Source organism: Bradyrhizobium sp. 186 (genome assembly GCF_023101685.1).
GTDB lineage: Bacteria > Pseudomonadota > Alphaproteobacteria > Rhizobiales > Xanthobacteraceae > Bradyrhizobium.
Map to the genome: position 1 here is coordinate 7829766 of NZ_CP082164.1, position 25765 is coordinate 7855530.

At 63.0% G+C, this 25765-nt stretch carries 24 protein-coding genes and 1 pseudogene; 9 read left to right on the forward strand and 16 right to left on the reverse strand.

What is annotated here, in order from left to right; all coding sequences use genetic code 11:
* Positions 1-27 precede the first annotated feature (27 nt).
* Positions 28-2394, forward strand: a complete 2367-nt coding sequence (locus IVB18_RS37765; RefSeq protein ID WP_247985332.1) for a TonB-dependent receptor — start codon at positions 28-30, stop codon at positions 2392-2394.
* Positions 2395-2594: 200 nt separating this feature from the next.
* On the opposite strand, the gene IVB18_RS37770 is transcribed toward IVB18_RS37765, so the two are convergent.
* From IVB18_RS37770 to IVB18_RS37785, 4 genes are read right to left on the reverse strand one after another with little or no spacing between them, the layout of a single operon-like run.
* Complete coding sequence (locus tag IVB18_RS37770) at positions 2595-3863, reverse strand: M20/M25/M40 family metallo-hydrolase (protein ID WP_247985333.1); 1269 nt, start codon at positions 3861-3863, stop codon at positions 2595-2597.
* Entirely contained in the window at positions 3850-4512 is a 663-nt protein-coding gene (locus IVB18_RS37775) for an amino acid ABC transporter permease (protein WP_247985334.1), read from the reverse strand. Before IVB18_RS37775 ends, IVB18_RS37770 begins: the two co-directional genes overlap by 14 nt.
* A gap of 17 nt (positions 4513-4529) precedes the next feature.
* The gene (locus IVB18_RS37780; RefSeq protein WP_247985335.1) at positions 4530-5342 is read right to left on the reverse strand and encodes an ABC transporter substrate-binding protein; all 813 of its coding nucleotides are present in this window, start codon (positions 5340-5342) and stop codon (positions 4530-4532) included.
* A gap of 15 nt (positions 5343-5357) precedes the next feature.
* Positions 5358-6110 carry an amino acid ABC transporter ATP-binding protein gene (locus IVB18_RS37785; protein ID WP_276581203.1) on the reverse strand — a complete coding sequence of 251 codons (753 nt, stop codon included), beginning with the start codon at positions 6108-6110 and terminating at the stop codon, positions 5358-5360.
* Positions 6111-6239: 129 nt separating this feature from the next.
* On the opposite strand from IVB18_RS37785, the gene IVB18_RS37790 reads away from it, so the two are divergent.
* Entirely contained in the window at positions 6240-7148 is a 909-nt protein-coding gene (locus tag IVB18_RS37790; RefSeq protein WP_247985336.1) for a LysR substrate-binding domain-containing protein, read from the forward strand.
* 242 nt (positions 7149-7390) lie between these two features.
* On the opposite strand, the pseudogene IVB18_RS37795 reads toward IVB18_RS37790, so the two are convergent.
* The 5 genes and pseudogenes from IVB18_RS37795 to IVB18_RS37815 form a co-directional block, all read right to left on the reverse strand.
* Positions 7391-8133 (reverse strand): annotated as a pseudogene (locus IVB18_RS37795) (metallophosphoesterase family protein).
* Between the two features lie 104 nt (positions 8134-8237).
* Complete coding sequence (locus tag IVB18_RS37800) at positions 8238-8753, reverse strand: N-acetyltransferase (RefSeq protein WP_247985337.1); 516 nt, start codon at positions 8751-8753, stop codon at positions 8238-8240.
* 114 nt (positions 8754-8867) lie between these two features.
* A complete protein-coding gene (locus IVB18_RS37805; protein ID WP_247985338.1) occupies positions 8868-9803 on the reverse strand; it encodes a glycosyltransferase family 2 protein in 936 nt (311 codons plus the stop codon).
* A complete protein-coding gene (locus tag IVB18_RS37810; RefSeq protein ID WP_247985339.1) occupies positions 9800-10951 on the reverse strand; it encodes a hypothetical protein in 1152 nt (383 codons plus the stop codon). The genes IVB18_RS37805 and IVB18_RS37810 overlap by 4 nt, the downstream gene beginning before the upstream one ends.
* Positions 10952-11124: 173 nt before the next feature.
* Entirely contained in the window at positions 11125-11616 is a 492-nt protein-coding gene (locus tag IVB18_RS37815) for an NUDIX domain-containing protein (RefSeq protein WP_247985340.1), read from the reverse strand.
* Between the two features lie 92 nt (positions 11617-11708).
* Between IVB18_RS37815 and IVB18_RS37820 the strand changes: the two genes are divergently transcribed.
* Positions 11709-12593: a metallophosphoesterase gene (locus tag IVB18_RS37820; protein WP_247985341.1), complete on the forward strand. Its 885-nt coding sequence runs from the start codon at positions 11709-11711 to the stop codon at positions 12591-12593.
* 98 nt (positions 12594-12691) lie between these two features.
* On the opposite strand, the gene IVB18_RS37825 is transcribed toward IVB18_RS37820, so the two are convergent.
* The 3 genes from IVB18_RS37825 to IVB18_RS37835 all read right to left on the reverse strand — a co-directional run bounded on the left by IVB18_RS37825 (position 12692) and on the right by IVB18_RS37835 (position 15302).
* Positions 12692-13246, reverse strand: a complete 555-nt coding sequence (locus tag IVB18_RS37825; protein WP_247985342.1) for a hypothetical protein — start codon at positions 13244-13246, stop codon at positions 12692-12694.
* A 187-nt stretch (positions 13247-13433) separates the two neighbouring features.
* Positions 13434-13643, reverse strand: coding sequence for a hypothetical protein (locus IVB18_RS37830; protein ID WP_008137787.1), 210 nt, complete (start codon positions 13641-13643; stop codon positions 13434-13436).
* Positions 13644-13664: 21 nt separating this feature from the next.
* Complete coding sequence (locus tag IVB18_RS37835; RefSeq protein ID WP_247985343.1) at positions 13665-15302, reverse strand: isocitrate lyase; 1638 nt, start codon at positions 15300-15302, stop codon at positions 13665-13667.
* 330 nt (positions 15303-15632) lie between these two features.
* Between IVB18_RS37835 and IVB18_RS37840 the strand changes: the two genes are divergently transcribed.
* Positions 15633-17078 (forward strand): short-chain fatty acyl-CoA regulator family protein, encoded by a 1446-nt coding sequence (locus tag IVB18_RS37840; protein ID WP_247985344.1) that lies wholly within the window; start codon positions 15633-15635, stop codon positions 17076-17078.
* 168 nt (positions 17079-17246) lie between these two features.
* Here the strand turns inward: IVB18_RS37840 and IVB18_RS37845 are convergent, their stop codons facing one another.
* Positions 17247-17540, reverse strand: a complete 294-nt coding sequence (locus tag IVB18_RS37845) for an antibiotic biosynthesis monooxygenase (RefSeq protein ID WP_014497428.1) — start codon at positions 17538-17540, stop codon at positions 17247-17249.
* Positions 17541-17771: 231 nt separating this feature from the next.
* On the opposite strand from IVB18_RS37845, the gene IVB18_RS37850 reads away from it, so the two are divergent.
* The gene (locus IVB18_RS37850) at positions 17772-18578 is read left to right on the forward strand and encodes a hypothetical protein (RefSeq protein WP_247985345.1); all 807 of its coding nucleotides are present in this window, start codon (positions 17772-17774) and stop codon (positions 18576-18578) included.
* 175 nt (positions 18579-18753) lie between these two features.
* Positions 18754-19098, forward strand: a complete 345-nt coding sequence (locus IVB18_RS37855) for a hypothetical protein (protein ID WP_247985346.1) — start codon at positions 18754-18756, stop codon at positions 19096-19098.
* A gap of 173 nt (positions 19099-19271) precedes the next feature.
* On the opposite strand, the gene IVB18_RS37860 is transcribed toward IVB18_RS37855, so the two are convergent.
* Both IVB18_RS37860 and htpX read right to left on the reverse strand, forming a co-directional pair.
* Positions 19272-19913, reverse strand: a complete 642-nt coding sequence (locus tag IVB18_RS37860) for a tetratricopeptide repeat protein (RefSeq protein WP_247985347.1) — start codon at positions 19911-19913, stop codon at positions 19272-19274.
* A 134-nt stretch (positions 19914-20047) separates the two neighbouring features.
* The gene (gene htpX, locus IVB18_RS37865) at positions 20048-20998 is read right to left on the reverse strand and encodes a zinc metalloprotease HtpX (protein WP_247985348.1); all 951 of its coding nucleotides are present in this window, start codon (positions 20996-20998) and stop codon (positions 20048-20050) included.
* 574 nt (positions 20999-21572) lie between these two features.
* Here htpX and IVB18_RS37870 point away from each other — a divergent pair.
* Positions 21573-22376, forward strand: coding sequence for a Crp/Fnr family transcriptional regulator (locus IVB18_RS37870; protein ID WP_247985349.1), 804 nt, complete (start codon positions 21573-21575; stop codon positions 22374-22376).
* Positions 22377-22489: 113 nt separating this feature from the next.
* On the opposite strand, the gene IVB18_RS37875 is transcribed toward IVB18_RS37870, so the two are convergent.
* Positions 22490-22783, reverse strand: a complete 294-nt coding sequence (locus IVB18_RS37875) for a hypothetical protein (protein WP_247985350.1) — start codon at positions 22781-22783, stop codon at positions 22490-22492.
* A 315-nt stretch (positions 22784-23098) separates the two neighbouring features.
* Here IVB18_RS37875 and IVB18_RS37880 point away from each other — a divergent pair, with 315 nt between their 5' ends.
* A complete protein-coding gene (locus tag IVB18_RS37880) occupies positions 23099-24085 on the forward strand; it encodes a cysteine synthase A (protein ID WP_247985351.1) in 987 nt (328 codons plus the stop codon).
* Between the two features lie 287 nt (positions 24086-24372).
* On the forward strand, positions 24373-25677 hold the full coding sequence (locus IVB18_RS37885; protein WP_247985352.1) for a lytic murein transglycosylase: 1305 nt from the start codon (positions 24373-24375) through the stop codon (positions 25675-25677).
* Positions 25678-25765: the final 88 nt, after the last annotated feature.

The following is a 25765-nucleotide window of genomic DNA, read 5'->3' on the forward strand; positions in this document are numbered from 1 at the left end:
GGATGGCGCCTAACTGGAATCAGGACCATGAATCTCAAATTGCGACGCGCGCAGCGCCTTAGCGGAGCAAGCCTGCTCCTGCTCGGCGCCGCCGCCACTCCGGTGCTGGCCCAGGACAAGCCGGCAGCCACCGAGCTTCCCGCCGTCACCGTGACGGCCCCCAGCCCCATCGTGCGAAGAGCGGTCGTACCATCCCGCACGACCAGCCGTGTCGCGCGCGCAGCGCCCGCGCGCAACCGCGAACGCACCGCCGAATCCACGCCGACACCTCCGCCGCCGGCCGCACCTCAGCAGGGCGTGCTGCCGATCGTGACCAACCAGTTCGCCACCGTCACCGTGGTGCCGAACGAGGAGATCCGCCGCGAGGGCGGCGGTCAGCTCGGCGATCTCCTGTTCTCAAAACCCGGCATCACCGGCTCGAGCTTCGCGCCGGGCGCCTCCAGCCGGCCGATCATCCGGGGGCTCGACGTCAACCGCGTCGGCATCGTCGAGAACGGCACCAATTCGGGCGGCGCGTCCGATCTCGGCGAGGATCATTTCGTCCCGATCGATCCGCTTGCGACCAACCAGATCGAAGTGGTGCGCGGACCGGCCGCGTTGCGCTACGGCTCGACCTCGATCGGCGGCGTCGTCAGCGCCACCAACAATCGGATTCCGGATGCGCTGCCGAGCTGCGGGGCCCAGCCGTTCCAGAGTTTCGGCATGCCGGTCAAGGCGCCGCTCGCGAACGCCGCGACGTCGCCCTGCGTCACGGCTGAAACGCGCAGCGCGTTCAGCTCGGTCGATCGCGGCGTCGAGAGCGGCGTGCTGCTCGACACCGGCGGCGGCAATTTTGCGTTCCATGCCGACGTCTATGGCCGCAACACGACGGATTACAGCATCCCGAGCTACCCGTACCTGGCTGACCAGACGCGGTCCGTCGCAAACGGCCGCCAGCCCAATTCGGCAACGCGCTCGGACGGCGCCTCGATCGGCGGCTCTTACTTCTTCCAGGGCGGCTATATCGGCGCGGCGATCACGCAGAACGACTCGCTCTACCACATCCCCGGCATCGACGGCGCCGACCACAACACGCGGATCGACGGTCACCAGACCAAGATCAACGTCAAGGGCGAATACCATCCTGATGCCACCGCGATCGACGCCATCCGCTTCTGGGCCGGCGCGACCGACTATCGGCACAACGAGATCGGGCTCGCCGATCCCGCCGATCCGAACACCGACGGCGTGCGGCAGACCTTCACCAACAAGGAGCAAGAGATCCGCACCGAGGTGCAGCTGATGCCGTTCAACGCGCGCTTCGCGGAGGTCACGACGGCACTGGGCTTCCAGGTCGGCCATCAGGAATTGAGCGCGCCGAGCCCGGACAATCCCGGCACGCTGTTCAATGGCCTGTGGGACCCCAACAACAGCACCCGCGTCGCCGGCTACGCCTTCAACGAGTTCAAGTTTACGGACGCGACGCGAGCCCAGATCGCCGGCCGCATCGAGCATGTCGAGCTGCACGGCACGACGCCGGATTTTCCCGCGGACTTCCTGCCCGACGGTACGCCGCAGGCAGGCATTTCGCGCAATCCGTCCTTCACGCCGAAGAGCGGTAGCATCGGCCTGTTGCAGGACCTGCCGGGCGGCATGGTCGGCAGCATCACCGCGCAATATGTCGAGCGCGCGCCGAAAGCGGCCGAGCTGTTCTCGCGCGGCGCGCATGATGCGACCGCGACGTTCGACATCGGCAATCCGAACCTGACGATCGAGACCGCGAAGTCCGTCGAGGTCGGCCTGCGCAAGGCGACGGGGCCGTTCCGGTTCGAGGCGACCGTCTACTACACGCACTTCAACAACTTCATCTATCGCCGTCTCACCGGTGTGATGTGCGAAGACGACTTTGCCTCGTGCGGCACACCCGGCGCCGAGGTCAACCAGGCGGTCTATTCGCAGCGGGACGCGAACTTCCGCGGCGGCGAATTCCAGTCGCAGCTCGACGTCGGCGCATTCCAGGGCGGCATCTGGGGCATCGAGAACCAGCTCGACGTGGTGCGCGCCACCTTCACCGATGGCACCAACGTGCCGCGCATTCCGCCCCTGCGGATGGGTGGCGGCGTGTTCTGGCGCGACGACAACTGGCTGATGCGCGTCAACCTGTTGCACGCCTTCGCGCAGAACAACGTTGCCGTGATCGCGGAGACGCCGACGCCGGGCTACAACCTGCTGAAGGCCGAGGTGAGCTACAAGACCAAGCTCGACCGGAACTGGTTCGGCGCGCGCGAGATGATTGCCGGCATCGTCGGCAACAATCTGCTCAACGAGAGCATTCGCAACTCGGTGTCCTACACCAAGGACGAGGTCTTGATGCCCGGCATCGGCGTGCGGGCGTTTGCGAACTTCAAGTTCTAGCCGTGCGGCAGTCGGGGCTTGCGGGCCCCGACACAGCTCGCCCAATTGGGATCCTCAACAAAAATGTCGAAAACATCTCGCGCTGCGCGCGAGGCAGTCCATGGCACCCATTCTTTCGCTCTACACCGCGACTCTTGCAGAGCGGAGCTTCGAGTGACACCGTCTGCCAAGCGGACATTCTCTTGATCAATTCAAGCAGGCTACGCCGACAGGAAGCGCAAAGCCGCAAGGGCATGCACCTTGGCGACCTGGAGCAGTTCGTCGAGTTCGACATACTCGTCGGGACCGCCCATGTTGTAAGGGGTCGGACCGAATACCACCGACGGCACGCCGAACATGCGATAGACCCGTGCGTCTGAAGCGCCGACGCGCATGTTGGTCGCCGGCTTACGATTCAGAATCTGCTCGGCCGCATTTGCAACGGCTTGAACAATCTCGTGGGACGGAGACGTGAAGTTCGGCTCGTAGCGCTGGATGATTCGCAGCTTGACGCCGTTGAGCTTCGCCATCTCCGCGGTCAGATGCGCTTCGACATCGGCGATCCGCAACCCGACGGGCAATCGGATATCCGCCTTTGCGATCGCACGGGTTGGCACCAGATTCGGCGACACGCCCCCCTCGATGACGCCGATATTGACCGTCAACCGGCGCAGAGTTTCGGCCTCGCCTGCCCCGGACAGCGGCTCCGAAATCAGCTTCGCGGCCTCGATCGCAGCAACCAGTTCCGGCGGCTCGTCAGGTATCCAGGTTTCCAACTGCTTGAGAACGTCAAGCGCGTGGCGCAATCGATCGATCGCATTTACGCCCTTATGCACGTGCGCGCCGTGTGCCGGAGAGCCTTCGGCCTCTACCTCCACCCAAAGCAGTCCCTTTTCGCCGAAACGTACGACCATCGGCGAGCCGACATCACCCGAAATCATCGCGTCGCCACCCGCTTCAGGAAAATGTTCGAGCAGATGATAGGAGCCCAGCTTCCCCATCGTCTCCTCGTCTCCCGCGAGCGTAACGACGATCTCTCCCCGCCAGGCGTCGCGATGCGCGGCGAGTATCTGCGTCGCAAGCAAGGATGCGGCGATGCCACCCTTCATGTCGGACACGCCGCGTCCGAACAGCTTGCTATCCTTCACGACGCCGTCAAGCGGCGAGACCGTCCAGCCCAGATTCTCCCCGATGGGAAACGTATCGAGATGCCCGTTGAAAACCAGCCGCCGACCGGGCCTGCCGGAAGGCAAGCGTCCGATCAGATTGACGATGCCGGGTGCCGTCTCAATCCGCTGAATGGTCACGCCGGGAATGGTTCGCAGCAATGCTTCCGCGGCCTCCGCCGCTTCAGTCACATCACCCGGTGGATTGGGCGACGGCGCCTGTATGAGACTGCGCGACATCTCGATGAGTTGGTCGCGAGCAGCCGATATCGCATCGACAATGCGCGACTCAACTAGGATCTTCGGTTCGTCAGCGATTGGCAAGGCGGCGCTCCCAGAGGCGGATAGCCATCGCCAGCGGCCAGCAGATCGCGAAATAGACGATGGCAATGAACGTAAAGATCTCAAGTGGGCGGAATGCCGTAGCTGATAACTCCATGCCGCGGCGCGTGATCTCGCTCACGGAAATGACGGACGCGAGCGACGAATATTTGATCAACTGCACGAAATTCGCGGCCAGCGGCGGCAACGTCATCCGTATCGCCTGCGGCAGGACGATGCGTATGAACGACTGCGCCGGCGACAGCCCCAGAACCTGCGCGGCTTCGCGATGTCCATTGGGAACAGCCTGGATTCCGGCGCGATAGGCTTCGGATATGAACGCCGATGAATAGACCGAGAGGCCGATGATCGCGGCTGTCATGGCTTCGATCTGAAAGTTGAAGACGATTGGAAGCACATAATAGACCCAGAGCAACTGCACCAGGATCGGCGTGTTGCGGATGATCTCCCCAAAGCCCAGACCGATGAAACGCAGGACGCGGTATTTCGACAGGTCCAGACCGGCGATCAACAGACCGCCGATCATGGAGAGCACCAGCGTGACGGCCGAGAGCAGAAGCGTGAGTTCCATGCCTGACATCAGGAAGGCGATATTTGCCGGGATCACATCCCAACGGAACTGGTAGACCATTTCGGTGCTGCCTGGGTTTAGGGAGCGATGCTGCGGTCGAGCTTATGCTTTTTCGCGATGGTCGCGAGACGACCATCGAGCTTGATGGTGTCGATGAAGAGGTTGACGTAGTTCAGCCAAATCTGGTCGCCCGGCGAGATGGCATAGGCGACCAACGTCGGCGCGAGCTTCTCCGGTGGTTCGATGCTGATGGCCCAGTCGAATTCTTCCTTGGCGCGCAGCACCGTCGGGTAATCGACAAGGATGGCATCGACCCGACCAGCCGTCAGCTCCGCTTCACGGGTCGTCGGCGGCTGCACCGAAACGATGGCCGCGTTCTTGAAATAGCCTTTCGCGACGGCTTCGATATAGCTCCCGAGCAAGGTGGCAACCTTGACGCCTGGCTGATCGAGATCCGCCCATGCCTTGACCTTTCCACCATTCTTGGCGACGGCATAGACGCTGGCCAGCATGTAAGGCTTGGAGAATTCGACCGCCTGGGCGCGCTTCATCGTGGCGCCGAGAGCGAACATGCCGATTTCGCATTTCGAGGCCTGTAGATCGGCGACAAACGTGCCGAAGCTCGATTCCACGAATTGGAGCTCAGCACCAAGGTCACCCGCCAACTCCTTGGCAAGATCGACGTCGAGGCCCGTCAATTCATTGGTCTGCGGATTACGGAACGAGATCGCGTAGTAGAGCGGATACATACAGACGCGCAGCTTCTTGTTTTTCGTGACTTCGAAGAGCCGCGACTGCGTTTGCTGAGCGCCTGCAGGAACGGTCGCCGTCCCGATCGCAAGGGTCACGAATGCGGCAGCTAGAGCGTTGGTTGGGCCGGATTTGAGCATGGCGAAGTTCCCTGTTCACATGTCGATGATGTCGAGAAACTTGCGGGCGCGATCAGTCGATGGCGCAGCGAAGAATTCCTTCGGTGCTCGATCTTCCACAACGGCGCCGCGGTCCATGAAGATCAGACGCGTACCGATATCTCGCGCGAACCCCATCTCGTGAGTGACGACGAGCATTGTCATCCCCTCTTCGGCGAGCGACCGCATCACGGCGAGTACCTCGCCACGCAATTCGGGATCGAGCGCGGACGTGGGCTCGTCGAACAAGAGGATTTCGGGCGTCATGGCCAAAGCACGGGCGATCGCCACACGCTGTTGCTGTCCGCCTGACAACCTCGCCGGATAGGAATCGCGCTTGTCGAGCAACCCGACCTTGCCCAGCAGGGCCTCGGCATCCCCAATTGCTTTGGCGCGGGCAACGCCTTTGACGAGCATCGGCGCTTCGATGATGTTGCCGAGAACCGTCTTGTGCGGCCATAGATTGAAATGTTGAAACACCATGCCGATGTCCGCGCGAGCCGATCGCGCGTTGCGACGGGTCTCGGACGTCATCGCGGCGCTTGATACGGTGCATCCATGGAATCTGATTTCCCCGTCCGATGGAGCTTCCAGCATCGCAAGACATCGCAACAGGGTTGTCTTGCCGGAGCCGCTGGGGCCGATCACCGAGACGACTTCCCTAGGCGCCAGCGACAGGCTGATACCGCTCAGCACCTCGGCCGCACCAAAGCGCTTCCTCAGATCCCGGGCTTCCAGCAAGGCTGACACGGCGGCTCCCTTGATGGTCGAGCAAAAAGCGGTCGCTATGGATTTGCTTCAGTGGCACCATAGCGATACGCCTATGGTCAAAATGATCGTTGAAACCTTCCAAAATGGCAATAACCAAAATTTATGCAAATGGATATCAAGCTTCTTGAGACCTTCAAGGCGGTGGTGGACACCCGGTCGGTAACCCAGGCGGCAGCGATGCTCGGGGTGACCCAACCGGCCGTCAGCGCCCAACTCGGACGACTGGAAGACGCTATCGGCTTTCGCCTGTTTGACCGCAGCGGCGGACGGCTCAAACCGACCAATGAAGGCCTGTCGTTTTATGAGGATGTGGCAAAGGCGCTCGGAAACTTCGAACACCTCGAACAAGCCGCTGAAAACATTCGCAAAGGCAGCTTGGGCCGACTGACGATCGCATCTCATCCGAGCGCGGGAATTTCGCTGCTGCCCCCGCTTGTCGCGCGCTTCGTGAAGGAGCACCAAGACGTCTCGGTCAAACTCATAACGAGAAATTCTGACATTGTTCGAAGCCTGTTTCCGTCGCAGCTCTACGACATCGGCTTGGCCGAGCTTCCGATCGACTATCAGGGCATCAAGGCAGTCAAATATCGCGCCCCATGCGTGGTGGCGCTGCCCAAGGGGCACGCACTGGAAGCCCATGAAGTGGTCACGCCGAAGCTCCTGTCGGGGCTGCCGTTCTTTGCCGTCAGCCGAGACCGACCAACTCACCACGCTATCGCTCGCGCGTTTTCAGAGGCTGGCGCCGACTTCAATCTCGTCGGGGAGGCCGAACTTTTCGCATCGATTTGCGCCGTGGTCGCTGCCGGAGGCGCTGTATCCGTGATTGATCCATGGACGGCCGAGTCATTTGGTCAGAGCATAACCGTGCGCCCGTTCGCGCCGACCATTCAATATGAAGTCGGGGTCTTCCACTCCGCCGAACGCCGGCCATCGCTGATCGCGACCAGATTTCTCGATTTGATCGACAGCCGTCTAAAGGAGCTCGGATCTTCGCCGCAGCGCGTTCGGAGCAATTGAACCGCCACACACTTCCGCTTTGCGCCAGAACCGCAGTGCCTGGTCAAGTGGCCCCAACGACCGACATCTTCGGCTTGATCAGCAAACGCCCCGCTCTAGCCCCGCGCATTGCTCCAGTCGGGGCCTACGGGCCTCGACACACGCTGGGGTGTGCGCAAATCAAGCAGGCTTGATGTGCACTATCGCTCTCACGGCCAAGCAGGAGCGGATACCGCTATTGCGCTTTGGGCCCAAAAGCAGACTTACTTCGTCCGTTCAACCCAACCGGTAGCGATCGCGCTCGCCCAGGTCAGCATACCTTTGCTGCGGGCCAATGCAGCCATGGCCGCATTGTCGTAGGGAACGTAGCGGATAGTTGCGGACCAGCCTCCGCGTGTATGCTCCAGAATTGCGTAGCACGCATGTGGCGTGCCGACCTCGACCACGTAAGGAACAGGCGCTTTCCCGTCGTAACCGGCAGCCCGACACTGCCGGGATTCACGATCATTCGCCCATCCCTCAAATGGACCACTCTCGGAACATGAGTGTGTCCACAGAGGATGACCCCGGCGTTGATGCCTTCGGCCCCGGCCTCGATCACCCCGATCGGGCTCGCTCGGACGTCGCCTTCCGTCGTCACATAATCGAGCCAAAAAGCAGCATCATCCATCGGAGATCCATGGCAAAGGAAGACCTCTTCTCGATACATGAGCGTGGGCGGCATGCTGGCCATCCAGTCGAAGTGCTTACGCTCGAGCTGGCGAAAATCGCTCCGATTGGAGCTGCCCGCCTGCCAGAGTTCGATGAGAATTCGATCCTGGTCGCCCCGCACAGATGGAAAGCCGCGTTCAATCAGCAGATCGGCAGTTCGGGCCGCCTCGAGCGGGCCGCTCACGTGATCACCGAGGTTCACGACCTTGCCAATACCGAGGGCGGCTATATCCGCCAGCACGGCCTCAAGTGCCGGACGATTCCCGTGAATATCCGCGATTGCAGCAAACTTCATTCAGCTCTCCCCGTTTGGGATGCGCGTCAGAAGCGGCAACGGTTGATCAAGCACGGGATTTCGGCTTGCGTTTCAACAGCCGCGGCATGATGAGCACGGCCCTTCTACCTTCGCGCCTTGCACCAGTCGGGACCCACCGGCCCTGACACGCCCTCGAAGGCGCCATCGACGAGCTCGAACACCAGGATGCGGCTGGCGTCGACCGGGCCGGGCATGGTGACACGGCCCTTCGGCACCAGTTTGAATCCGACGCGGCTGTAATAGGGCTCGTCGCCGACCAGCAGCACCAACCGATGGCCTCTTTCGCCGGCGTCCTTCAGCGCGCGCTCCATCAACAGACGACCGACGCCGCGGCCGCGGAACGGCGGCTCGACGGTGAGCGGCCCCAGCAGCAGGGCCGGCGTCTCGCCGACCAGCACCGGTAATTGCCTGACAGAGCCGACCAGCAGCGTGCCGATGCGCGCGGTGTAGGACAGATCGAGCAGATGGTCGACGTGCTCGCGGATGCGGTAGGCGCTGAGCACGAAGCGGCCGGGGCCGAAGGTGCGCTCATGCAGCCGCTCGATGGCCTGGGCGTCGCCGGCGGCTTCGGGAAGGATGGTGAGTGAGAGATCGGTCATGGCATCACGGCGTTTTCGAGCGAAGTGGACCCGGTTCGCGTTCAGAAAACGCGTCAATACGGCAGGCGGGATAGCATCTGGGCGCGCCAAGGTCCATCGAAGCTGCGCTGACCCTCAGTTCCTTTTCAGCGCCGGCTGGGACAAATAGGCCAGTATCTTCATTTCCCGCCGTCCCCGCGTCACGGTGTCGAGCACGAGCCCGGACGACACCGACAACAGCGCCATGATCATCAGGCCCATCGACAGGACGGCGGTCGGCAGCCGCGGCACGAGACCGGTCTCGATGAAGGTAATCGCGACCGGGATCGAGAGCAGGATCGACATCACGGCAAGCAGGATTCCGATCGCGCTGAAAAAGCGCAGCGGCTTTTCCGCGCGATAAAGCCTCAGCATGGTGCCGAGGATACGAAAGCCGTCGCGCCAGGTGTTGAGCTTCGAGAACGAGCCTTCGGGCCGCGCGTAATAGGGCGTCTCGACCTCGGCGACCGGAAGCGACAATTCCAGCGCGTGGACCGCGAGCTCGGTTTCGATTTCGAAGCCGTCCGACAGCACCGGCAAGGATTTGACGAAACGGCGGGAGAACACGCGGTAGCCGGAGAGGATGTCCTGGAAGTCGCGGCCGAAAGTCCAGGCCAGGAAGCCGGTCAGCATGCGGTTGCCGGTCCGGTGACCGAGACGGTAGGCGGCCTGCGACTGGTCGATGCGAAGCCCGACCACCATGTCGAGATGCTCGTCGAGCAGCTTGTCGATCATGCGCGGGGCGCTCGGCGCGTCGTAGGTCGCATCGCCGTCGACCAGGACGTAGACGTCGGCATCGACGTCCGCGAACATGCGGCGCACGACGTGGCCCTTGCCCTGCCGGCGCTCGCCGCGCACGATGGCACCGGCTTCGCGCGCAACAGTCGCCGTGCGGTCGCGCGAATTGTTGTCGTAGACGTAGATCTCCGCCGACGGCAGTGCCGTGCGGAAGTCGGTGACGACGCTCGCGACCGCCGCTTCTTCGTTGTAGCAGGGCACCAGCACGGCGATCCGAAGGGGGGCGGGCGTCATCGCAGCAGCGCCTCCAGGCTTGCCGGCCCGCGTCGGAGCACTGCTGCCTCACCCGCTTCTTCCGGCTGCATCAGCCAGGCGAACGATACGCTCCACAGCGACAGCATCGCAATCGGCACGACGTAATAGGGCGTGAAGATCGGATGGCTCAGGAAGAAGACGAGATTGGCGAGGAGGTTGCCGGCGACAACGAGTGCGACCTGCCGCATGCGCCCCTCACCCGCCCGCAGCAGCCACGCCGTCGAACCGATTGCCAGCACGATCAGCACGAACTGCATATCGCGCAGATATTGGCCGAGCACGGCAAGATCGAAGGCCGGCGCGACCACGTCGACGCTGCCGTAAGTCGTCGCGAGCGGGCTGCCGGCGTTGACGGCCTGGGCGATCAGTGTCGGGGTCATGCCGATGAGCACGCCGGCGCCGAAGCCGAGGCCCTGCAAGAACGTAGCGAGCGTACGCGACCGCAGGAATGCAACGGCCAGGAACAGACAATAGCCGGCCACGAGCAGCGCGTTCGGCAATCTGAAATTGACGGACGCGCCGAGCAAAACACCGATCAGCGCGATCAGCAAGACGCTGCGCTTGTCCCTGGTCAGCCATAGCGCGGTCAGAAATCCCGCAAGTGCGCAGACTGCCATGGTCGGCGCGACCGAATAGCTCGCCTTCGCCGGATTGATCATGAGATAGACAGCAAGCGCACCGAATACGCCCGCTCCGGCGATCGAAGGCAGCGTCCGGGCCATGAAGATGCCAAGCAATGCGAGGCCGCAGACGATCAGGCTCGCGGCAATGTAGAGCGGCACCACCTGCTGGCCCTGCGGGAACAACGCCAGCAGCAATCCGGTGCCCGGCGGATATTGCATCACGACCTTGCCGCCCGGCATCGGATTGTGGCACGGCCAGCGGATCGGATCCTTCCACTCGGCGAACGCGATCTCCTTCATCTTGCCTTCGAAATAATGATCGTAATCCAACGCGGCATTCGTGTTGAGCCCACCGATGCCAAGGCGCTGGAACAGATGCGCCTGCCGGAGATAGCAGATGTCGTCATAGACCCCGCGCGCCTCGCTCCAGCGCGACATCGTGGCGATGTTGCTGGCGAGGATCGCGAGGCAGATCAGGCCGAAGGCGAGCTTGGCAATCTTCATCCGGTTTCCGTGGCACCCGTTCGGGCGGTTACTAAAGCGCGATGAGATGAGGATGAATCTCATCGCGCTTCAGGTTGCTGTTTGAGCATGATCTCCGCGCAAACGCGTTCCGCGTTTGTCGCGAGGGAAAACCGCTTCGCACTTTTCCGGATCATGCCTAGCACAGGCCGTCCTCACCGCCACGTGGCAATCGGCGGCGTGGCATCGAGCACTTCGGCGAGCCGCAGCCGCGTGCCGGGTGTGGTCCCCTCGGGCAGCGCGTCAACCGCGAAGAATCCGCATGCGATGATTTCGCGGTTGGGGTGCGGCAGGCGATCCTGCCGGAAATGCCTCACCACGTAGACTGCAACATGGTCGCGGCGGGAGACGTGGCTGTTGAGGAAGATGCCGTGCAGCACGGCTTCCCCAGTGAGATCGATATCGCCCTCCTCCTTGAGCTCGCGCCGCATCGCCTGTTCCATGGTCTCGCCGAGGTCGACGCCGCCGCCCGGCAGATACCAGCCGGTGATATAGCTGTGCTTGACCAGGAACACCCTGTTGTCGGCATCCAGCACCACGGCGCGGACGCCGAGGGTCATGCCCCGGACGAGCAGGAAATAGGCGTGGAAGATTCGCCGCAGCAGCGGCTCGAATTTCCGCCGTATGCGGTCCAGACGCTTCGACATCACCCTGCCTTGACGCCTCCTTCCAGGCTTCCCTTGCGCGTTGCCAGCGACCTTGCCATTACAGCGGTCGAATAGCGAGGCAATCGCGCGCCATGGCCCCCTTCACGCTCGCCCATCTGTCCGACCCGCATTTGCCGCCATTGCCGCGGCCGCGGCTGTTGGAGCTCGCGGGCAAGCGCGCGCTCGGCTACATCAACTGGACGCGCAACCGTCACAAGTACCAGCGCCGCGACGTGCTCGACGTGCTGGTCGCTGACATAAAGGCGCAAGCGCCCGACCACATCGCCGTGACCGGCGATCTCGTCAATCTGGCGCTGGAGGCCGAGTTCGCGCCGGCGCTGGCCTGGCTCGAAGGCGTCGGTCCACCCGACCGCGTCACCGCCATCCCCGGCAATCACGACGCCTATGTCAGCGCGACGTCGCACCGCTTCGGCGAGACGTTCCTGCATTACATCGCCGGCGACGCGCCGGGTGCCGCGGCTTTCCCCGCTGTTCGCCGACGCGGCCCCTTGGCGTTGATCAGCCTGTCCACCGCCGTGCCGACCCTGCCGTTGATGGCGACGGGCACGCTCGGGCGCGAACAGCTTGCTGCCTTCGAACAGGTGCTCGCGCAGTTCGCGGCCGAGGACGTCTTTCGCGTGCTGCTGGTGCATCACCCCCTGAAGTCCGACGCGCGCCAGAAGCGGATGACGGATTCGGCCGATCTGCTGGCACTGATCAAGCGCCACGGCGTCGAGCTGATCCTGCACGGGCACGACCACGTTCATTCCACGATGTGGTTCGAAGGCCCCAACGGCAACATTCCCGCGATCGGCGTCCCGTCGGCCTCCGCGATCGCGCACGGACGCTATCCGGAGGCGGCGTATAATCTGTTCGCGATCGAGAAGGACAATGCCGGCTGGCGCTGCGAGCAGATCGTGCGGAGCCTGGATCATGGATTGCATATCCGGCAGATCAAGCGGACGCGGCTGATTTGATGCCACGCTGTTATTCCGGGGCGGCTCAAAGAGCCGAACCCGGAATCTCGAGATTCCGGGTTCGTGCTCCGCACGTCCCGGAATGACGGTGCGTATAATCACCAGCTCCGCAGGACCGCGAGCACGGCGACGCCAAACAAGGCGGCGGCGCCGAGGATGAAGCCGAGCACGAACGGCCAGACGCGCGAACGGCGCGGCGGCTGCGCTATCGCAGGTTTCGGCTCGGGCAGGACCACCATCGCGTGCTCGCGCTCGATCATGCGGCGCGCGACAAAGTCGGTGACGGCCTCGACGATCACGGAGGTGTCGTGCGATTCGGCAAGCACGATGCGGCCGAAACGCGTGTCCTGGACGAATCGGTACATCCGTTTGTCGCGACCCATCACGATGTGGGCGACGACGTCGATCCACAGCCGTGGCGTATCGCCCTGGCTGATGCCGCGGTCGAACAGGTCGATCTGGTCGGGCACCTGAGCGAACAGAGGATCGAGCGCGTCGTTCAGTATTTCCAGCCGCGCCACCTCGGCATCGCGCAGGTCGACAACCACGCCGGTGCGGTCGGCGGCCTCGATCCGCGCGCGCAGCAGCGCGTCGCGCAGCCGCACCGGGCGCGGCTGGCTGGGATGGGTCCCGCTGGTCTCGGGCTCTGACATTGTCGGCCTCGTCCTCACTCACCTCCATTAACCTATCAGCAACCACAACGTCCGCAAAGGGCCCATAATTCCAGATACTTACGGCGCCCACAGGCGGTTTACCTGTGCCAAAAACAGACGATCCCACCCGGCTTGCGCCGGATGGGACCATCCGTCCTTGGACGTTTCTTGATAAGTGAGGCAGCCGTCAGGCCGAGACCCGCGACGGCTCTTCCACGATCGAAAAGCGGACGCCGGCCTTGTGGCGGTTCTCTTCCGAGACCGAGCGCCAGGCATCCTCGGCTTCCTTGCGGGTCTTGAACGGACCCTGCACCTGGGCCGAGCCTTCCACGAGCTTGTGGAAGTTCATCGAGCCGAACTCGCCGCCGATCACCCAGAAATTGCTGCCTTTGGTCATTATCAGTCTCCTGTGGCCCGGTTAGCCGAACTGGTTCATCGTATTGTCGGCGCCGCCCGCCTTCAGGGCAGCCTCGCCGGCGAAATATTCCTTGTGCTCGTCGCCGATATCGGAGCCCGCCATGTTCTGATGCTTGGCGCAGGCGATGCCCTGGCGGATCTCCTGGCGCTGAACATTCTTCACATAGCCCAGCATGCCCTGCTCGCCGAAATACTCCCTGGCGAGATTATCAGTCGACAGAGCTGCCGTGTGATAGGTCGGCAACGTGATCAGATGGTGGAAGATGCCAGCACGCTTGGCTGAATCGGCCTGGAAGGTGCGGATGCGCTCGTCGGCTTCAATGGCCAGCGGCGTATCGTCGTATTCCGGCTTCATCAGGTCGGCCCGATTGTACCTGCTGACATCCTCGCCGGCTTCCTTCATCGCGTCGTAGACCTGCCAACGGAAGTTGAGCGTCCAGTTGAACGAGGGCGAGTTGTTGTAGGCCAGCTTCGCGTTCGGAACGACCTCGCGAATGCGGTCGACCATCTTGGCGATTTGCTCGATATGCGGCTTCTCGGTCTCGATCCACAACAGGTCGGCACCGTTCTGCAGCGAGGTGATGCTGTCGAGCACGCAGCGATCTTCGCCGGTGCCGGGACGGAACTGGTAGAGATTGCTGGCAAGCCGCTTCGGACGCATCATCTTGCCGTTGCGGTTGATGATGACATCGCCATTCCTGGCGTTGGCGGCCGTCACTTCCTCGCAATCCAGGAAGCTGTTGTAGAGATCGCCGAGGTCGCCGGGCTTGTGGCTGACAGCGATCTGCTGCGTGAGACCGGCACCCAGCGAGTCGGTGCGGGTCACGATGATGCCGTCTTCGACGCCCAGTTCGAGGAAGGCATGGCGGCAGGCCCGGATCTTCGCCAGGAACACCTCGTGCGGCACAGTCACCTTGCCGTCCTGGTGGCCGCACTGCTTTTCGTCGGAAACCTGATTTTCGATCTGCAGGGCGCACGCACCTGCCTCGATCATCTTCTTGGCGAGCAGGTAGGTCGCCTCGGCATTGCCGAAGCCGGCATCGATGTCGGCGATGACGGGCACGACATGGGTCTGGAAGTTGTCGATCTTTTCGATCAACGCCTTTTCCTTGGCCTGGTCGCCCGCCTTGCGAGCGGCGTCGAGGGCGCGGAAGACGTCGTTGAGCTCACGGGAGTCCGCCTGACGGAGGAAGGTGTAGAGCTCTTCGATCAGCGCCGGCACCGAGGTCTTCTCGTGCATCGACTGATCGGGAAGCGGTCCGAACTCGGAGCGAAGGGCTGCGATCATCCAGCCGGAGAGATAGAGGTAGCGGCGATCGGTCGAGCCGAAATGCTTCTTGACCGAAATCAGCTTCTGCTGCGCGATGAAGCCATGCCAGCAACCGAGCGACTGGGTGTACTTGGTCGGATCGGCGTCATAGGCGGCCATGTCGGCGCGCATCAGCGCCGCGGTGTACCGGGCGACGTCCAGGCCGGTCTTGAAGCGGTTCTGCAGACGCATGCGCGCCACGGCTTCGGCGGTGACGCCGTTCCAGGTCGGCTGGGTCTTGAGGAGCGCTTCGGCCGCCTCAACCCCGCTCTGATACGACCCCGATCCCTGAATGGCTGGGTCGCTGATCCCGCGCGGTTGGAAGTTCATGTCCGTGATCCCTTCAGTACGAGCTGCTTTTCTTCGACAATCTTGACAGTGCATTGCAAAATGCGTGGTGAGAGCTAAACGCGAGAAAGCGAAGTTCGTACAGAGGGCTTGTATTCGAATGGTGATGTCATGTAACATCAGTACATGTAATAGATGTTATTTTGTAAATTTTGTAAATTTATAGGGCAGGGAGACTGCCCTTAACGGTTCCGGAGACGTGAAAATGCCCGCCGATTCCGCTGTTTTCTCCCTCTCCCCGTTCTTACGGGGAGAGGGTCGGGGTGAGGGGCTCTCTCCGCGCGCGGGGAGAGGCAAAGGGGAGAGCCGCTGATGCCCGCCGAATCCGGGAAAAAACTGTTTGTCGGGCCGCGCTTCCGGCGGATCCGGCAGCAATTGGGGCTGTCGCAGACCCAGATCGCCGAAGGGCTTGGGATCTCGCCGAGCTACGTCAACCTGATCGAGCGCAACCAGCGCCCGGTGACGGCCCAGATCCTGCTGCGACTCGCCGAGACCTATGACCTCGATCTGCGCGACCTCGCGACCGCCGACGAGGACCGCTTCTTCGCCGAGCTGAATGAGATCTTTTCCGATCCCCTGTTCCGCCAGATCGACGTGCCGAAGCAGGAGCTGCGCGACCTCGCCGAGCTCTGCCCCGGCGTCACCCACGCGCTGCAACGGCTCTACGCCGCCTATGCCGAGGCGCGCCAGGGCGAGACGCTGGCGGCGGCGCAGATGGCCGACCGCGACGTCGGCACGCGCTATGAGGCCAATCCGGTCGAACGCGTGCGCGAGTTGATCGAGGCCAACCGCAACTATTTTCCGGAGCTCGAGCAGGCCGCCGAAACCTTGCGCGACGAATTGAACGTGCCGGCCGAAGGGCTCTATGCCGCGCTCGCGGCGCGATTGCGCGAAAAGCATTCGATCCAGACCCGCATCATGCCGGTCGACGTGATGCGGGAGACCTTGCGGCGCTTCGATCGCCACCGTCGCCAGCTGCTGATCTCCGAGCTGGTCGATCCGCCCGGCCGCGCGTTCCAGCTCGCCTTCCAGCTCGGGCTTGGCGAATGCGCACAGCATCTGGAGACCATCATCGGCCGCGCCGGTCCGCTCGACGACACACCGCGGCGCCTGTTCCGCATCACGCTCGGCAACTACTTTGCCGCCGCGGTGATGATGCCCTACCCGGCGTTCCTGGCCGCTGCCGAAGCGCTGAACTACGACATCCACCTGCTGGCGCAGCGCTTCAATTCCGGCTTCGAGCAGGTCTGCCATCGGCTCACCACCTTGCAGCGGCCGAACGCGCGCGGCATTCCGTTCTTCCTGCTGCGCGTCGACAATGCCGGCAACGTGTCGAAGCGCTTTTCGTCCGGCACCTTCCCGTTCTCCAAGTTCGGCGGCACTTGCCCGTTATGGAACGTGCATTCGACCTTCGACACGCCGGATCGCCTGCTGAAGCAGGTGATCGAGCTGCCCGACGGCACGCGCTATTTCTCGATCGCGCAGATGGTGCGCCGGCCGGTGGCACCGCACCCGCTGCCGCAGCCGCGCTTCGCCATCGGCCTCGGATGCGAGATGCGTCACGCCGCGCGCCTCGTCTACGCCTCCGGCATGGACCTGGAGAAGACCGAGGGCACGCCGATCGGCGTCAACTGCCGCCTCTGCGAACGCGAAAACTGCGCCCAGCGCGCCGAGCCGCCGATCACCCGCACGCTGATCCTGGACGAGACGACAAGGCGGGTGAGCTCGTTCGCGTTCTCGAATGCACGGGAGTTGTGAGAACGGCTGCAGGCGTGCGGACGGGTGCGCCCCACTCTCAGCCGTCATCCCCCGCGAAGGCGGGGTATCCAGTACGCCGCAGCGTCTCGGCTCCATCACGGCCGTCTCGGAGTACTGGATCGCCCGGTCAAGCCGGGCGATGACAGCTGAATGTGTGGCGACCGACCGCTACGCCAGCGTATGCACGATCACCGGGCCCGCGGCGGCGCTCGCGTGTCCGGCGAGCAGCGGGCCCAGATCCTTCTCGATCCAGGCGATCGCGCGCCGGTTCGCCTCCTCCGCCTGCTCGAACTTGTCGAAGATGGAGATCGCGGTCACCGTGTCGTCGCCGGCATAGACCACGTAATAGGCCCTGAAGCCGTCGACGTCGCTGATGATTGGAACGGCGCCGTCTTTGATGCGGCGCGCCAGCTCTTCCGCGCTCCCGCTTTTTGCCTTGGCCTGACGGATGGCGGCATACATGGCATCCTCCTCCGGCTGCTGATGTGGGGCATCGTGCCCGTCCCTGATGTTACGCCGGAGCGCAGGGCCGATCCACGCCTTCCTTGGTTAACCCGCGCCTAATCCGCGCCCTGCGGTCTGCAGCGAACAATTAAGCACGCCTCAACATCGGCGCCTTAGTCTCGCCCCACTCACTTTTCGCAAACAACGGCGGCCTATTCTGCCGGGCGAAGTGACATCAGGGGGTTCATCATGCGCGTTGCGCTGCTGCTGACCGCGACGATTATCGGCGCGCTCTGCGCCAATCCATCCAATGCCGGGCCGCTCGAAGCCGACGCAACGGCGCCGCCGTTGCCGCCGGGGTTCCAGAGCTACCGCGGCTACATGTTCGACCTGTCGGAGAACAGCGACCGCAAGGATGTCGACAAGCTCACCGACAATCTGAAGCGCCAGATCGACGTGGTCGAAGCGGCCGGCCTCTCGCCGCGCGTGCTGCGCTTCTTCCATACCGTCCCGATCGTCGCCAGCGAACTGGCCTGCCTCGACGAAGGCGCCGCAACCGCGTGTTACGGCCGGGTTGCCCCGAACGTGGAGCGCCGCGTCCCGCGGATGCTGACGGTGTGGGACCATAACAAGCAGCAATGGACCAATCCGAATGCCGTCGATCTCGCGGTCGATTCGGGGCTTGGCGTCATCATGCTGCGGCCGGACATGATGCGTTACGAGAAGGAGGCTGTGCTGCTGCACGAGCTGTTGCACGCCTATCACGCCCGGCTGCTGCCCGATGGCTACGACAACAAGGGCGTCAGGGCCTACTACGCCTATGCCAAATCCAAGGACCTCCTGCCCAAGGAGGCCTATGCGCTGAAGAATCACATGGAGTTCTTTGCCGTCACCGCCAGCATCTTCCTGGCCGGAAAGAGCGAATTCCACGACCCCAAGTCCCGCGAAACGCTCAAGGAGAAGATGCCGGACTACTACAAATATCTGGTCGGCGTCTTCGGCTTCGACCCCGACCCGCAGGCTGCTTCGAGCGGACCGGTCGCCTCGTTGAAGTAAAACAAAGAGCGCTCCTGCGCCAAAGCATGTCCAGGGCCGCGCAACCAGCGCGGCCCTTTTGATGTTGTAAACCGGAAGATGCGGATGGCGCCCGGCCGGGAATTGCCAAGGTGGGGCCTGATCTGCATAGTCCCGCGCATCGATTTGGTGACTGTTTCGAAGAGGATGGAAGAACATGGCGGACGCCGACCTGGATGTCGTGATCCGGCAACTGGCCAGACAAGCGCATACGAGCCTGATGACCCGCGCCAAGGAGCGGCGGGATCGCTTCAACGCGCTGGCGGCCAAGGCCAAGGGCAAGGACACGAGCGCCCGCTTCAAGACGATGGCCAAGGCCACCATCGAACAGGCTACCGCGGCCGCCAAGCGCCTCCAGATGTCCGCCGACAACGTCGCCGACAGCTATGCCCGCTCGATGCGAATCGCGGCGAGCACGCCCGTCGTAGCGAAGCCGGCGAAGGAGAAGCCGGTGAAGAAGGCTGCGAAGGCCAAGCCGGCGAAAGCAAAGAAGGCGAAGTAGTCGCGGCGCTTTCTTCCTTCTCCCCTTGAAGGAGAAGGTGGCGCGAAGCGCCGGATGAGGGGTTATTTCCGCAAGCTCTACTGCACGAGCTTCACACGCGGAGAGATACCCCTCACCCGTCTCGCCGCTACGCGGCGAGCCACCCTCTCCCACAAGGGGAGAGGGTAAGATCTTCACCGCCGCGGCGCGGAGACCGGGGTCGGCTCGGCGCTCGTGAGCTCGGCGAGCTTCGCGCGGGCCGCGTCACGGGTGCGGCCGTCCTTGCCGGCCGGCAGCGCTAGAGCTGCTTCGAAATCGGCGCGCGCGTCATCGGCCTGGCCGCGGGCGAGGAACGCGAGGCCGCGGTCGAGACGGGCCTGCGCATCCGATGGGCCGAGACGGATCGCCGTGTTGTAGCTCAGGATGGCGCGGTCGAGATCGCCCTTGGCGGCGAGCGCAAGACCGCGCTGGTGGTAGGGCGCGGCAAGCTTGGGATCATGCGCGATCGCTTCGTCATAGTCCTCGATGGCGAGCTCCAGTTCGCCATGCTCCCGGCGCGCGAGAGCGCGGTCGCGATAGAGCGAGGCGCGGTTGGGATTGAGGTGGATGGCCTCGTCGAAATCGGCGATCGCCCGCCGCCAGTCGCCATGACGCAGCGCGATCCGTCCGCGCCCCTCATAGGCGAAAGCGATCAGCGAACCGCGCAACGGCGAGAAGCCGATCACGGCCGAGCAGATGTCGGGGTCGTCCTCGTCGCCGCAATTGACGACCATGTGCGTGGACAGGCCGATGAGCACGCCCAGGACGATCAGCAATGGCACGGCAGCTTTGGTCATCTTCGACGGCGGCCGGCGACGGACCGGCCACGCATCCCCTTTCGAAGGAATGGTTTCGCAGGGGTGTTAACACCGGCGGCGACCAACCTGTGTGCACCAGGTCACAAAGCGTTCAAATTCCGGCAGGTTCTGCATCAACCCCAAGGACCACGTGAAGAAGGCCCGCGCCAGGACGAGCGGCCCCACGGGCTTTGCGGCGGATAGTTTTCATTGGCGCCGACTGATGGCGCGGCATGCGCGCCGAGTTCGGCCGCGAGTTGCTGAAGCGCCGCGATGCGGTTCTGCGTCGAGGGATGGGTGGCGAAGAGATTGTCCACGCCATGGCCAGACAGCGGGTTGATGATGAACATGTGCGCGGTCGCAGGATTTCGCTCGGCCTCGACATTCGGCACCTGATGCGCGGCCCTCTCGATCTTGACCAGCGCCGATGCCAGCCACATCGGCTGGCCGGCGATGCGCGCGCCGAAATTGTCGGCGGCGTATTCGCGGGTCCGACTGATCGCCATCTGCACCAGCAAGGCGCCAAGCGGTGCCAGGATCATCATCAGGATCGACCCGACGATGCCGGGGCCGCTGTTGTTGTCGCGGTTGCCCCCGAAGAACATGCCGAACTGGGCGAGCATGGAGATCGCGCCGGCGATGGTCGCGGTGATCGTCATCAGGAGCGTGTCGTGATGCTTGATATGCGCAAGCTCGTGGGCGATGACGCCGGCGAGCTCCTCGCGGCTGAGCTGGTGCATCAAGCCGGTGGTGACGGCGACCGCGGCATTGTCGGGATTGCGGCCGGTCGCGAACGCGTTGGGCTGCGGCTCGTCCATCAGGAACACGCGCGGCATCGGCAGGCCGGCGCGGCCCGCAAGCTCGGCGACGAGGCCGACCAGTTCCGGCGCGCTGGCGCGGTCGACCTCACGGGCGCCGTACATCGAGAGCACCATGCGGTCGGAGTTCCAATAGGTGAGGAGATTGGTCGCCGCCGCAATGACCAGCGCGATCATGGCACCGGAGGCACCGCCGATCAGATAGCCCACACCCATGAACAGGGCGGTGAGGCCTGCGAGAAGCATTGCGGTACGAAGATAGTTCATGGCGATGCCCTATTGTCCCAAGGACGAGTCCCTGCCGCGGTGCAGGTAGTGATGTCCCCCTCGACGCGGCAAGGGGCCAAAGACTGCGTCGAGGCGACGCGCCCGGATTTTTGCTCGACCTTGATCGAACTGGAACCGCGCCGCGACGCGCCTGGTACCGCTAAACCTTACCGCGTTGTTGTACAAAACACACGTTAGCGTTTAGCGGATTCGAAAGCGCGAGCTTCTCTTATCCAGTCCGTGGGGCGCACGCTGCTCCGGCACGAGACAAATTCGTCGCCGGCAGTCATCGGCGGGGCTACCGCCATGATGGATCGCTCTCGCGCCGTTTCCACAGACGACATCCCTCACGCGCTATCGCAACCATCACTGGTCGATCAACTCGTCAGCACCCGCTGAGTGCAAAGAATCATTAACCGCATTCAAGATCCTGTTTGCGCGGCGAACAGATGCCGGTTCGATCCCGCAATTGTCCGTACTTGATCTCTCCTAAGGGCTCTGTTTGGATAGTTTTCGTTCGGCAATTCGTATTTCGGATAGTCGTTAAAGAAAGATAGATGGAGACCGTCGTTCATTGACCGCTCGTTCACCAGAAAGCATCGCGACCGTCCACGGCACTAGCATCGGCAATCGGCTGCTGGCGGCGTTGCCACCGGCGGATCTCGGCTTGCTCACGCCCCACTTCCGGACGGTCTCGTTCGAACCCGATGCCGTCTTGGTGCGGTCGGGCGATGAGCTCGACCCGGTTTACTTTCCCCATAGCGGCGCAATCGCCTTTATGCTCGATATGCCAGACGGGCAAACGGTCGCAACCACATTGATGGGGCGGGAAGGCGCTTTGGCCTCGTTTTCCGTGCTCGGCCCATCGCTTTCATCCGTGACCGCGGTTGCTCGCGTGGCCGGCACGGCATCGCAGATCTCCGCCGCCAAGTTTCGGGCTGCCTATGCGCAAAGCGCGGCCATCAGGAATGTCGTGCAGGTTCACGTCCGCGCGCTGATGTTGCAGCTCCAGCACGTTGCCGCCTGCAACGCGCTGCACCTGGTGGATGGCCGCATGGCGCGGTGGCTTCTGCAGCTCCACGACCGCGTTCCCGATGATCTCCTTCCGGTGACGCAGGAGGCGCTTGCGCAGTTGCTTGGGGTGCGGCGGACAACAGTGACCCTGACGATGAGCAAGCTGCGCGCGGCCGGCGCCGTTCCGTCCGACCGGCGCGGGTTTGTAGAGATCGACCGGGCGCGGCTCGAGAGCGTTGCATGCGGTTGTTATGCGCTCATGCAGCGCAAGATCGATCGGATGTATTGCCAGGAATTGTCGGCGCCGCAGCCTGCCCTTGCGCCATTCCGGGAAACAACCGCGCTGCGGTCAGGGCGCGTATGAGGCCCGCTGCGCCCCCGATAGCAGCGCAATCGCGGACCTCACCGAAGGTCCGAGTTGGGTCAAGAACGGTCATAGAGTAAGCTAAACCGGACCGCTGATTTTGCCACTCGGCGTCAAGTGTTTTCGAGACCCTGCGGCAGACTAATCCAGAGAACTGTCTGTTCTTCCGGCGAATGTAGCGATTTGTGTCCCTTGCCATCAACGTCCTCAAACAAGACGAAGCTACCGGCCGGTACGAGCCGCTCATCTCCATCACTTGTTTGGTATTCTGCCGATCCATCAAGCCTCACTGTCAGTACGCGCTCCGGGACCGTATGCCAATCTACCTGTCGCGCACCCGCCGGAATGTGCGTGAAACGGATGCCTGACGCCACGTACTTCGCCGACACTTCGAAATGCAGCGGCATTGGGGTGAACCTGTCGAGATGTTGTCGGGATTTCGACCTCATCGAAGTGGGACTCGCCGTCGGCTGTCGAGTAAACGCGCAGGCACTTCATCTTAGCCTCCGTTCCTTGAGTTGCACTACGCCACATTTCCATGACCGCGTAGGAAGCGTCTGGGTCCGAAGTGGGCACACAAGCGGAAACGAAACACCGCTCGGGAATACAATTGCCGATTAGGCGGTCTGGACGCCAAAGTCGTTGCCTAAATCGCCCGAACTAGAGAACGGAATTGCCCACTGAACAGCCTAAAGTTGCGGAATCGCGAAGGTGGGCAGGCTATGAACGGCGTGCGAACGGGATTTTTAGACTCCATCGGCAATACGCCATTGATCAGGTTGCGAATGGCGTCGGAGGCCACAAGCTGCGAGATCTACGGCAAGGCTGAATTTCTTAATCCTGGTGGCTCGATCAAGGATCGTGCGGCCCTCGCCATGATCAATGATGCTGAGCAGAGCGGCAAGCTCGGACCGGGCGGTGTCATTGTCGAAGGCACGGCCGGAAATGTCGGCATCGGCATTGCGCTCGTGGCTAATGCACGCGGTTATCGAAGCGTGATCGTGATGCCCGACACGCAAAGTCAGGAAAAGAAGGATATGTTGCGGTTATGTGGTGCGGACCTGCGACTGGTCCCCGCGGTTCCCTATTCAAATCCCGGTCATTACGCTCGCTATTCCGGCCAGCTCGCCGAAGAACTCGGTGCGTTCTGGGCCAACCAGTTCGACAACGTTGCCAATCGCGAGGGCCACTACCGCACGACAGGACCTGAGATTTGGGAGCAAACGGGCGGAAAAATCGATGGCTTTACCTGTGCCGTCGGCAGTGGCGGGACTTTGGGTGGGGTCGCGCGAGCTCTCAAGGAGCGAAATCCAGCCGTCAGGATTGCGCTCAGCGACCCCATGGGGGCCGCGCTCTATGACTGGTTCACCAAGGGCGAGCTGACGACCGAAGGAGACTCGATCACCGAAGGCATAGGACAAGTGCGTGTGACAAGGAACCTGGAAGGCACGCCAATTGACGCGGCGTATCAGATCACGGACGAGGAAGCGTTGCCCGTTCTATTCGACCTGATCGAGCATGAAGGACTTGTGCTTGGTGGGTCGAGCGCCATCAACATCGTTGGAGCCATGCAACTTGCGCGCGACCTCGGTCCGGGCAAGACCATCGTGACCATCCTCGCGGATGGCGGGCAGCGCTATCAATCCAAGCTGTTCAACCCGGACTTCCTACGTAAGAAAAATCTGCCCACCCCACGTTGGATGGAATAGCAACCCGCCATCGGGCTGCACATCCGTGCGTTCCCGCAATGTCTGTTCTGGGTCAAGAACAGTGATGCTCTGATCGAGCGGCACATTTCCGCTTGGCCCTTGAGTCTGGACATCTGCGGGTTAATGAGTACCCGCCGTCGGCCGGCACGGCCCGCGCCGCCGGTGGGCAATGGACGATTACGGACGGGATGAGCAGGCCTGAAGGACGTCGAAAGGATGGCTTGAGGCCAGCACTTCACCTAAACTGCGGGAGATTTCACGCTGGTCATCCCTCTGCCGGAAAGCTCATGCTCCAGACCCGATTTGCAATCGCGGCCGCCACTCTGCTCGCATTCTCCGCAACCGCTTCCGCTCAATTCCAGCCACCGCCCGTCAAACCGCAGGCCGCACCTAGGCCGGCCGCGCCCTCGCCGCGCGCGGCGTCGTGCCACAATGGGGCGAGCTTCGATCGCTTCGTGGCAGACGTGAAAAGCCAGGCGGTTGCCGCCGGTGTGTCGCAGCACACGATCGCGGAGACCTCGCCCTACCTCGTCTACGACCAGGGCATCGTCAACCGCGACCGCGGCCAGCGCGTGTTCGGCCAGCTCTTCACCGAATTTGCCGGCCGCATGGCCGCGCCCTATCGCATGCAGAACGGCCAGCAGCACATCAAGACCCATGCGGCGGCGTTCGCGCGCGCCGAAAAGGAATATGGCGTGCCGCCGGCGGTGATCGCGGCGTTCTGGGGCCTCGAGAGCGATTTCGGCGCCAACATGGGCAATTTGCCGACACTGAAATCGCTGGTGTCGCTCGCCTATGACTGCCGCCGCTCGGAGATGTTCGTGAACGAGACCATCGCCGCGCTGAAGGTCATCGACCGCGGCGATCTTGCACCCGACGAGATGATCGGCTCCTGGGCCGGCGAGCTCGGCCAGACACAGTTTTTGCCGGTGCACTATGTCAACTATGCCGTCGACTATGACGGCGATGGACGGCGCGACCTGTTGCGTAGCGAACCGGACGTGATCGGCTCGACCGCGAACTACATCGCCAACGGCTTGAAGTGGCGGCGCGGCGAGCCGTGGCTGGAAGAGATCAAGGTGCCGCAAAACCTGCCGTGGGATCAGACCGATCTCACGGTGCAGCAGCCGCGCTCGAAATGGGCGCAGCTCGGTGTCACCTATCCGGACGGACGGCCGCTGCCGAACGACAATCTCGCGGCCTCCGTGCTGCTGCCGATGGGACGGACGGGACCTGCATTCATGGCCTATCCGAATTTCGCGGCTTACACCGAGTGGAATAACTCGCTGATCTATTCGACCACCGCGGGCTATCTCGCCTCGCGCATCGCGGGCGCGGCCCCGATGCGCAAGCCGGCCCAACCGGTGGCGCAACTGCCGTTCAACGAGCTCAAGGAGTTGCAGCAGCTCCTGGTCCGGGCAGGCTTCAATGTCGGCAAGGTCGACGGCGTGCTGGGCCAGCAGAGCCGGGCAGCCGTGAAGGCGATGCAGGTCAAATACGGCCTGCCCGCCGATTCCTGGCCGACCGCCGAGTTGCTCGCGCGCATGCGCGGCGCCACGGCACAGGCGCAGCCGGCAGCGACGATCCGGTAGAATTTTTTGCCTGCATAAGCAGCTTCGGCAATTGTATTTTTCCGTGGCGCGCCCATGTCTGGGGCTCAGGTTTCTCCTGAGATTTCCC

Bases quoted from the DNA above. Each gene is read 5' to 3' on its own strand.
- IVB18_RS37765 (WP_247985332.1), top strand. From the start codon at position 28: ATGAATCTCAAATTGCGACGCGCGCAGCGCCTTAGCGGAGCAAGCCTG.
- IVB18_RS37775 (WP_247985334.1), bottom strand. From the start codon at position 4,512: ATGGTCTACCAGTTCCGTTGGGATGTGATCCCGGCAAATATCGCCTTC.
- IVB18_RS37780 (WP_247985335.1), bottom strand. From the start codon at position 5,342: ATGCTCAAATCCGGCCCAACCAACGCTCTAGCTGCCGCATTCGTGACC.
- IVB18_RS37790 (WP_247985336.1), top strand. From the start codon at position 6,240: ATGGATATCAAGCTTCTTGAGACCTTCAAGGCGGTGGTGGACACCCGG.
- IVB18_RS37800 (WP_247985337.1), bottom strand. From the start codon at position 8,753: ATGACCGATCTCTCACTCACCATCCTTCCCGAAGCCGCCGGCGACGCC.
- IVB18_RS37805 (WP_247985338.1), bottom strand. From the start codon at position 9,803: ATGACGCCCGCCCCCCTTCGGATCGCCGTGCTGGTGCCCTGCTACAAC.
- IVB18_RS37810 (WP_247985339.1), bottom strand. From the start codon at position 10,951: ATGAAGATTGCCAAGCTCGCCTTCGGCCTGATCTGCCTCGCGATCCTC.
- IVB18_RS37815 (WP_247985340.1), bottom strand. From the start codon at position 11,616: ATGTCGAAGCGTCTGGACCGCATACGGCGGAAATTCGAGCCGCTGCTG.
- IVB18_RS37820 (WP_247985341.1), top strand. From the start codon at position 11,709: ATGGCCCCCTTCACGCTCGCCCATCTGTCCGACCCGCATTTGCCGCCA.
- IVB18_RS37825 (WP_247985342.1), bottom strand. From the start codon at position 13,246: ATGTCAGAGCCCGAGACCAGCGGGACCCATCCCAGCCAGCCGCGCCCG.
- IVB18_RS37830 (WP_008137787.1), bottom strand. From the start codon at position 13,643: ATGACCAAAGGCAGCAATTTCTGGGTGATCGGCGGCGAGTTCGGCTCG.
- IVB18_RS37835 (WP_247985343.1), bottom strand. From the start codon at position 15,302: ATGAACTTCCAACCGCGCGGGATCAGCGACCCAGCCATTCAGGGATCG.
- IVB18_RS37840 (WP_247985344.1), top strand. From the start codon at position 15,633: ATGCCCGCCGAATCCGGGAAAAAACTGTTTGTCGGGCCGCGCTTCCGG.
- IVB18_RS37845 (WP_014497428.1), bottom strand. From the start codon at position 17,540: ATGTATGCCGCCATCCGTCAGGCCAAGGCAAAAAGCGGGAGCGCGGAA.
- IVB18_RS37850 (WP_247985345.1), top strand. From the start codon at position 17,772: ATGCGCGTTGCGCTGCTGCTGACCGCGACGATTATCGGCGCGCTCTGC.
- IVB18_RS37855 (WP_247985346.1), top strand. From the start codon at position 18,754: ATGGCGGACGCCGACCTGGATGTCGTGATCCGGCAACTGGCCAGACAA.
- IVB18_RS37860 (WP_247985347.1), bottom strand. From the start codon at position 19,913: ATGACCAAAGCTGCCGTGCCATTGCTGATCGTCCTGGGCGTGCTCATC.
- htpX (WP_247985348.1), bottom strand. From the start codon at position 20,998: ATGAACTATCTTCGTACCGCAATGCTTCTCGCAGGCCTCACCGCCCTG.
- IVB18_RS37875 (WP_247985350.1), bottom strand. From the start codon at position 22,783: ATGCCGCTGCATTTCGAAGTGTCGGCGAAGTACGTGGCGTCAGGCATC.
- IVB18_RS37880 (WP_247985351.1), top strand. From the start codon at position 23,099: ATGAACGGCGTGCGAACGGGATTTTTAGACTCCATCGGCAATACGCCA.
- IVB18_RS37885 (WP_247985352.1), top strand. From the start codon at position 24,373: ATGCTCCAGACCCGATTTGCAATCGCGGCCGCCACTCTGCTCGCATTC.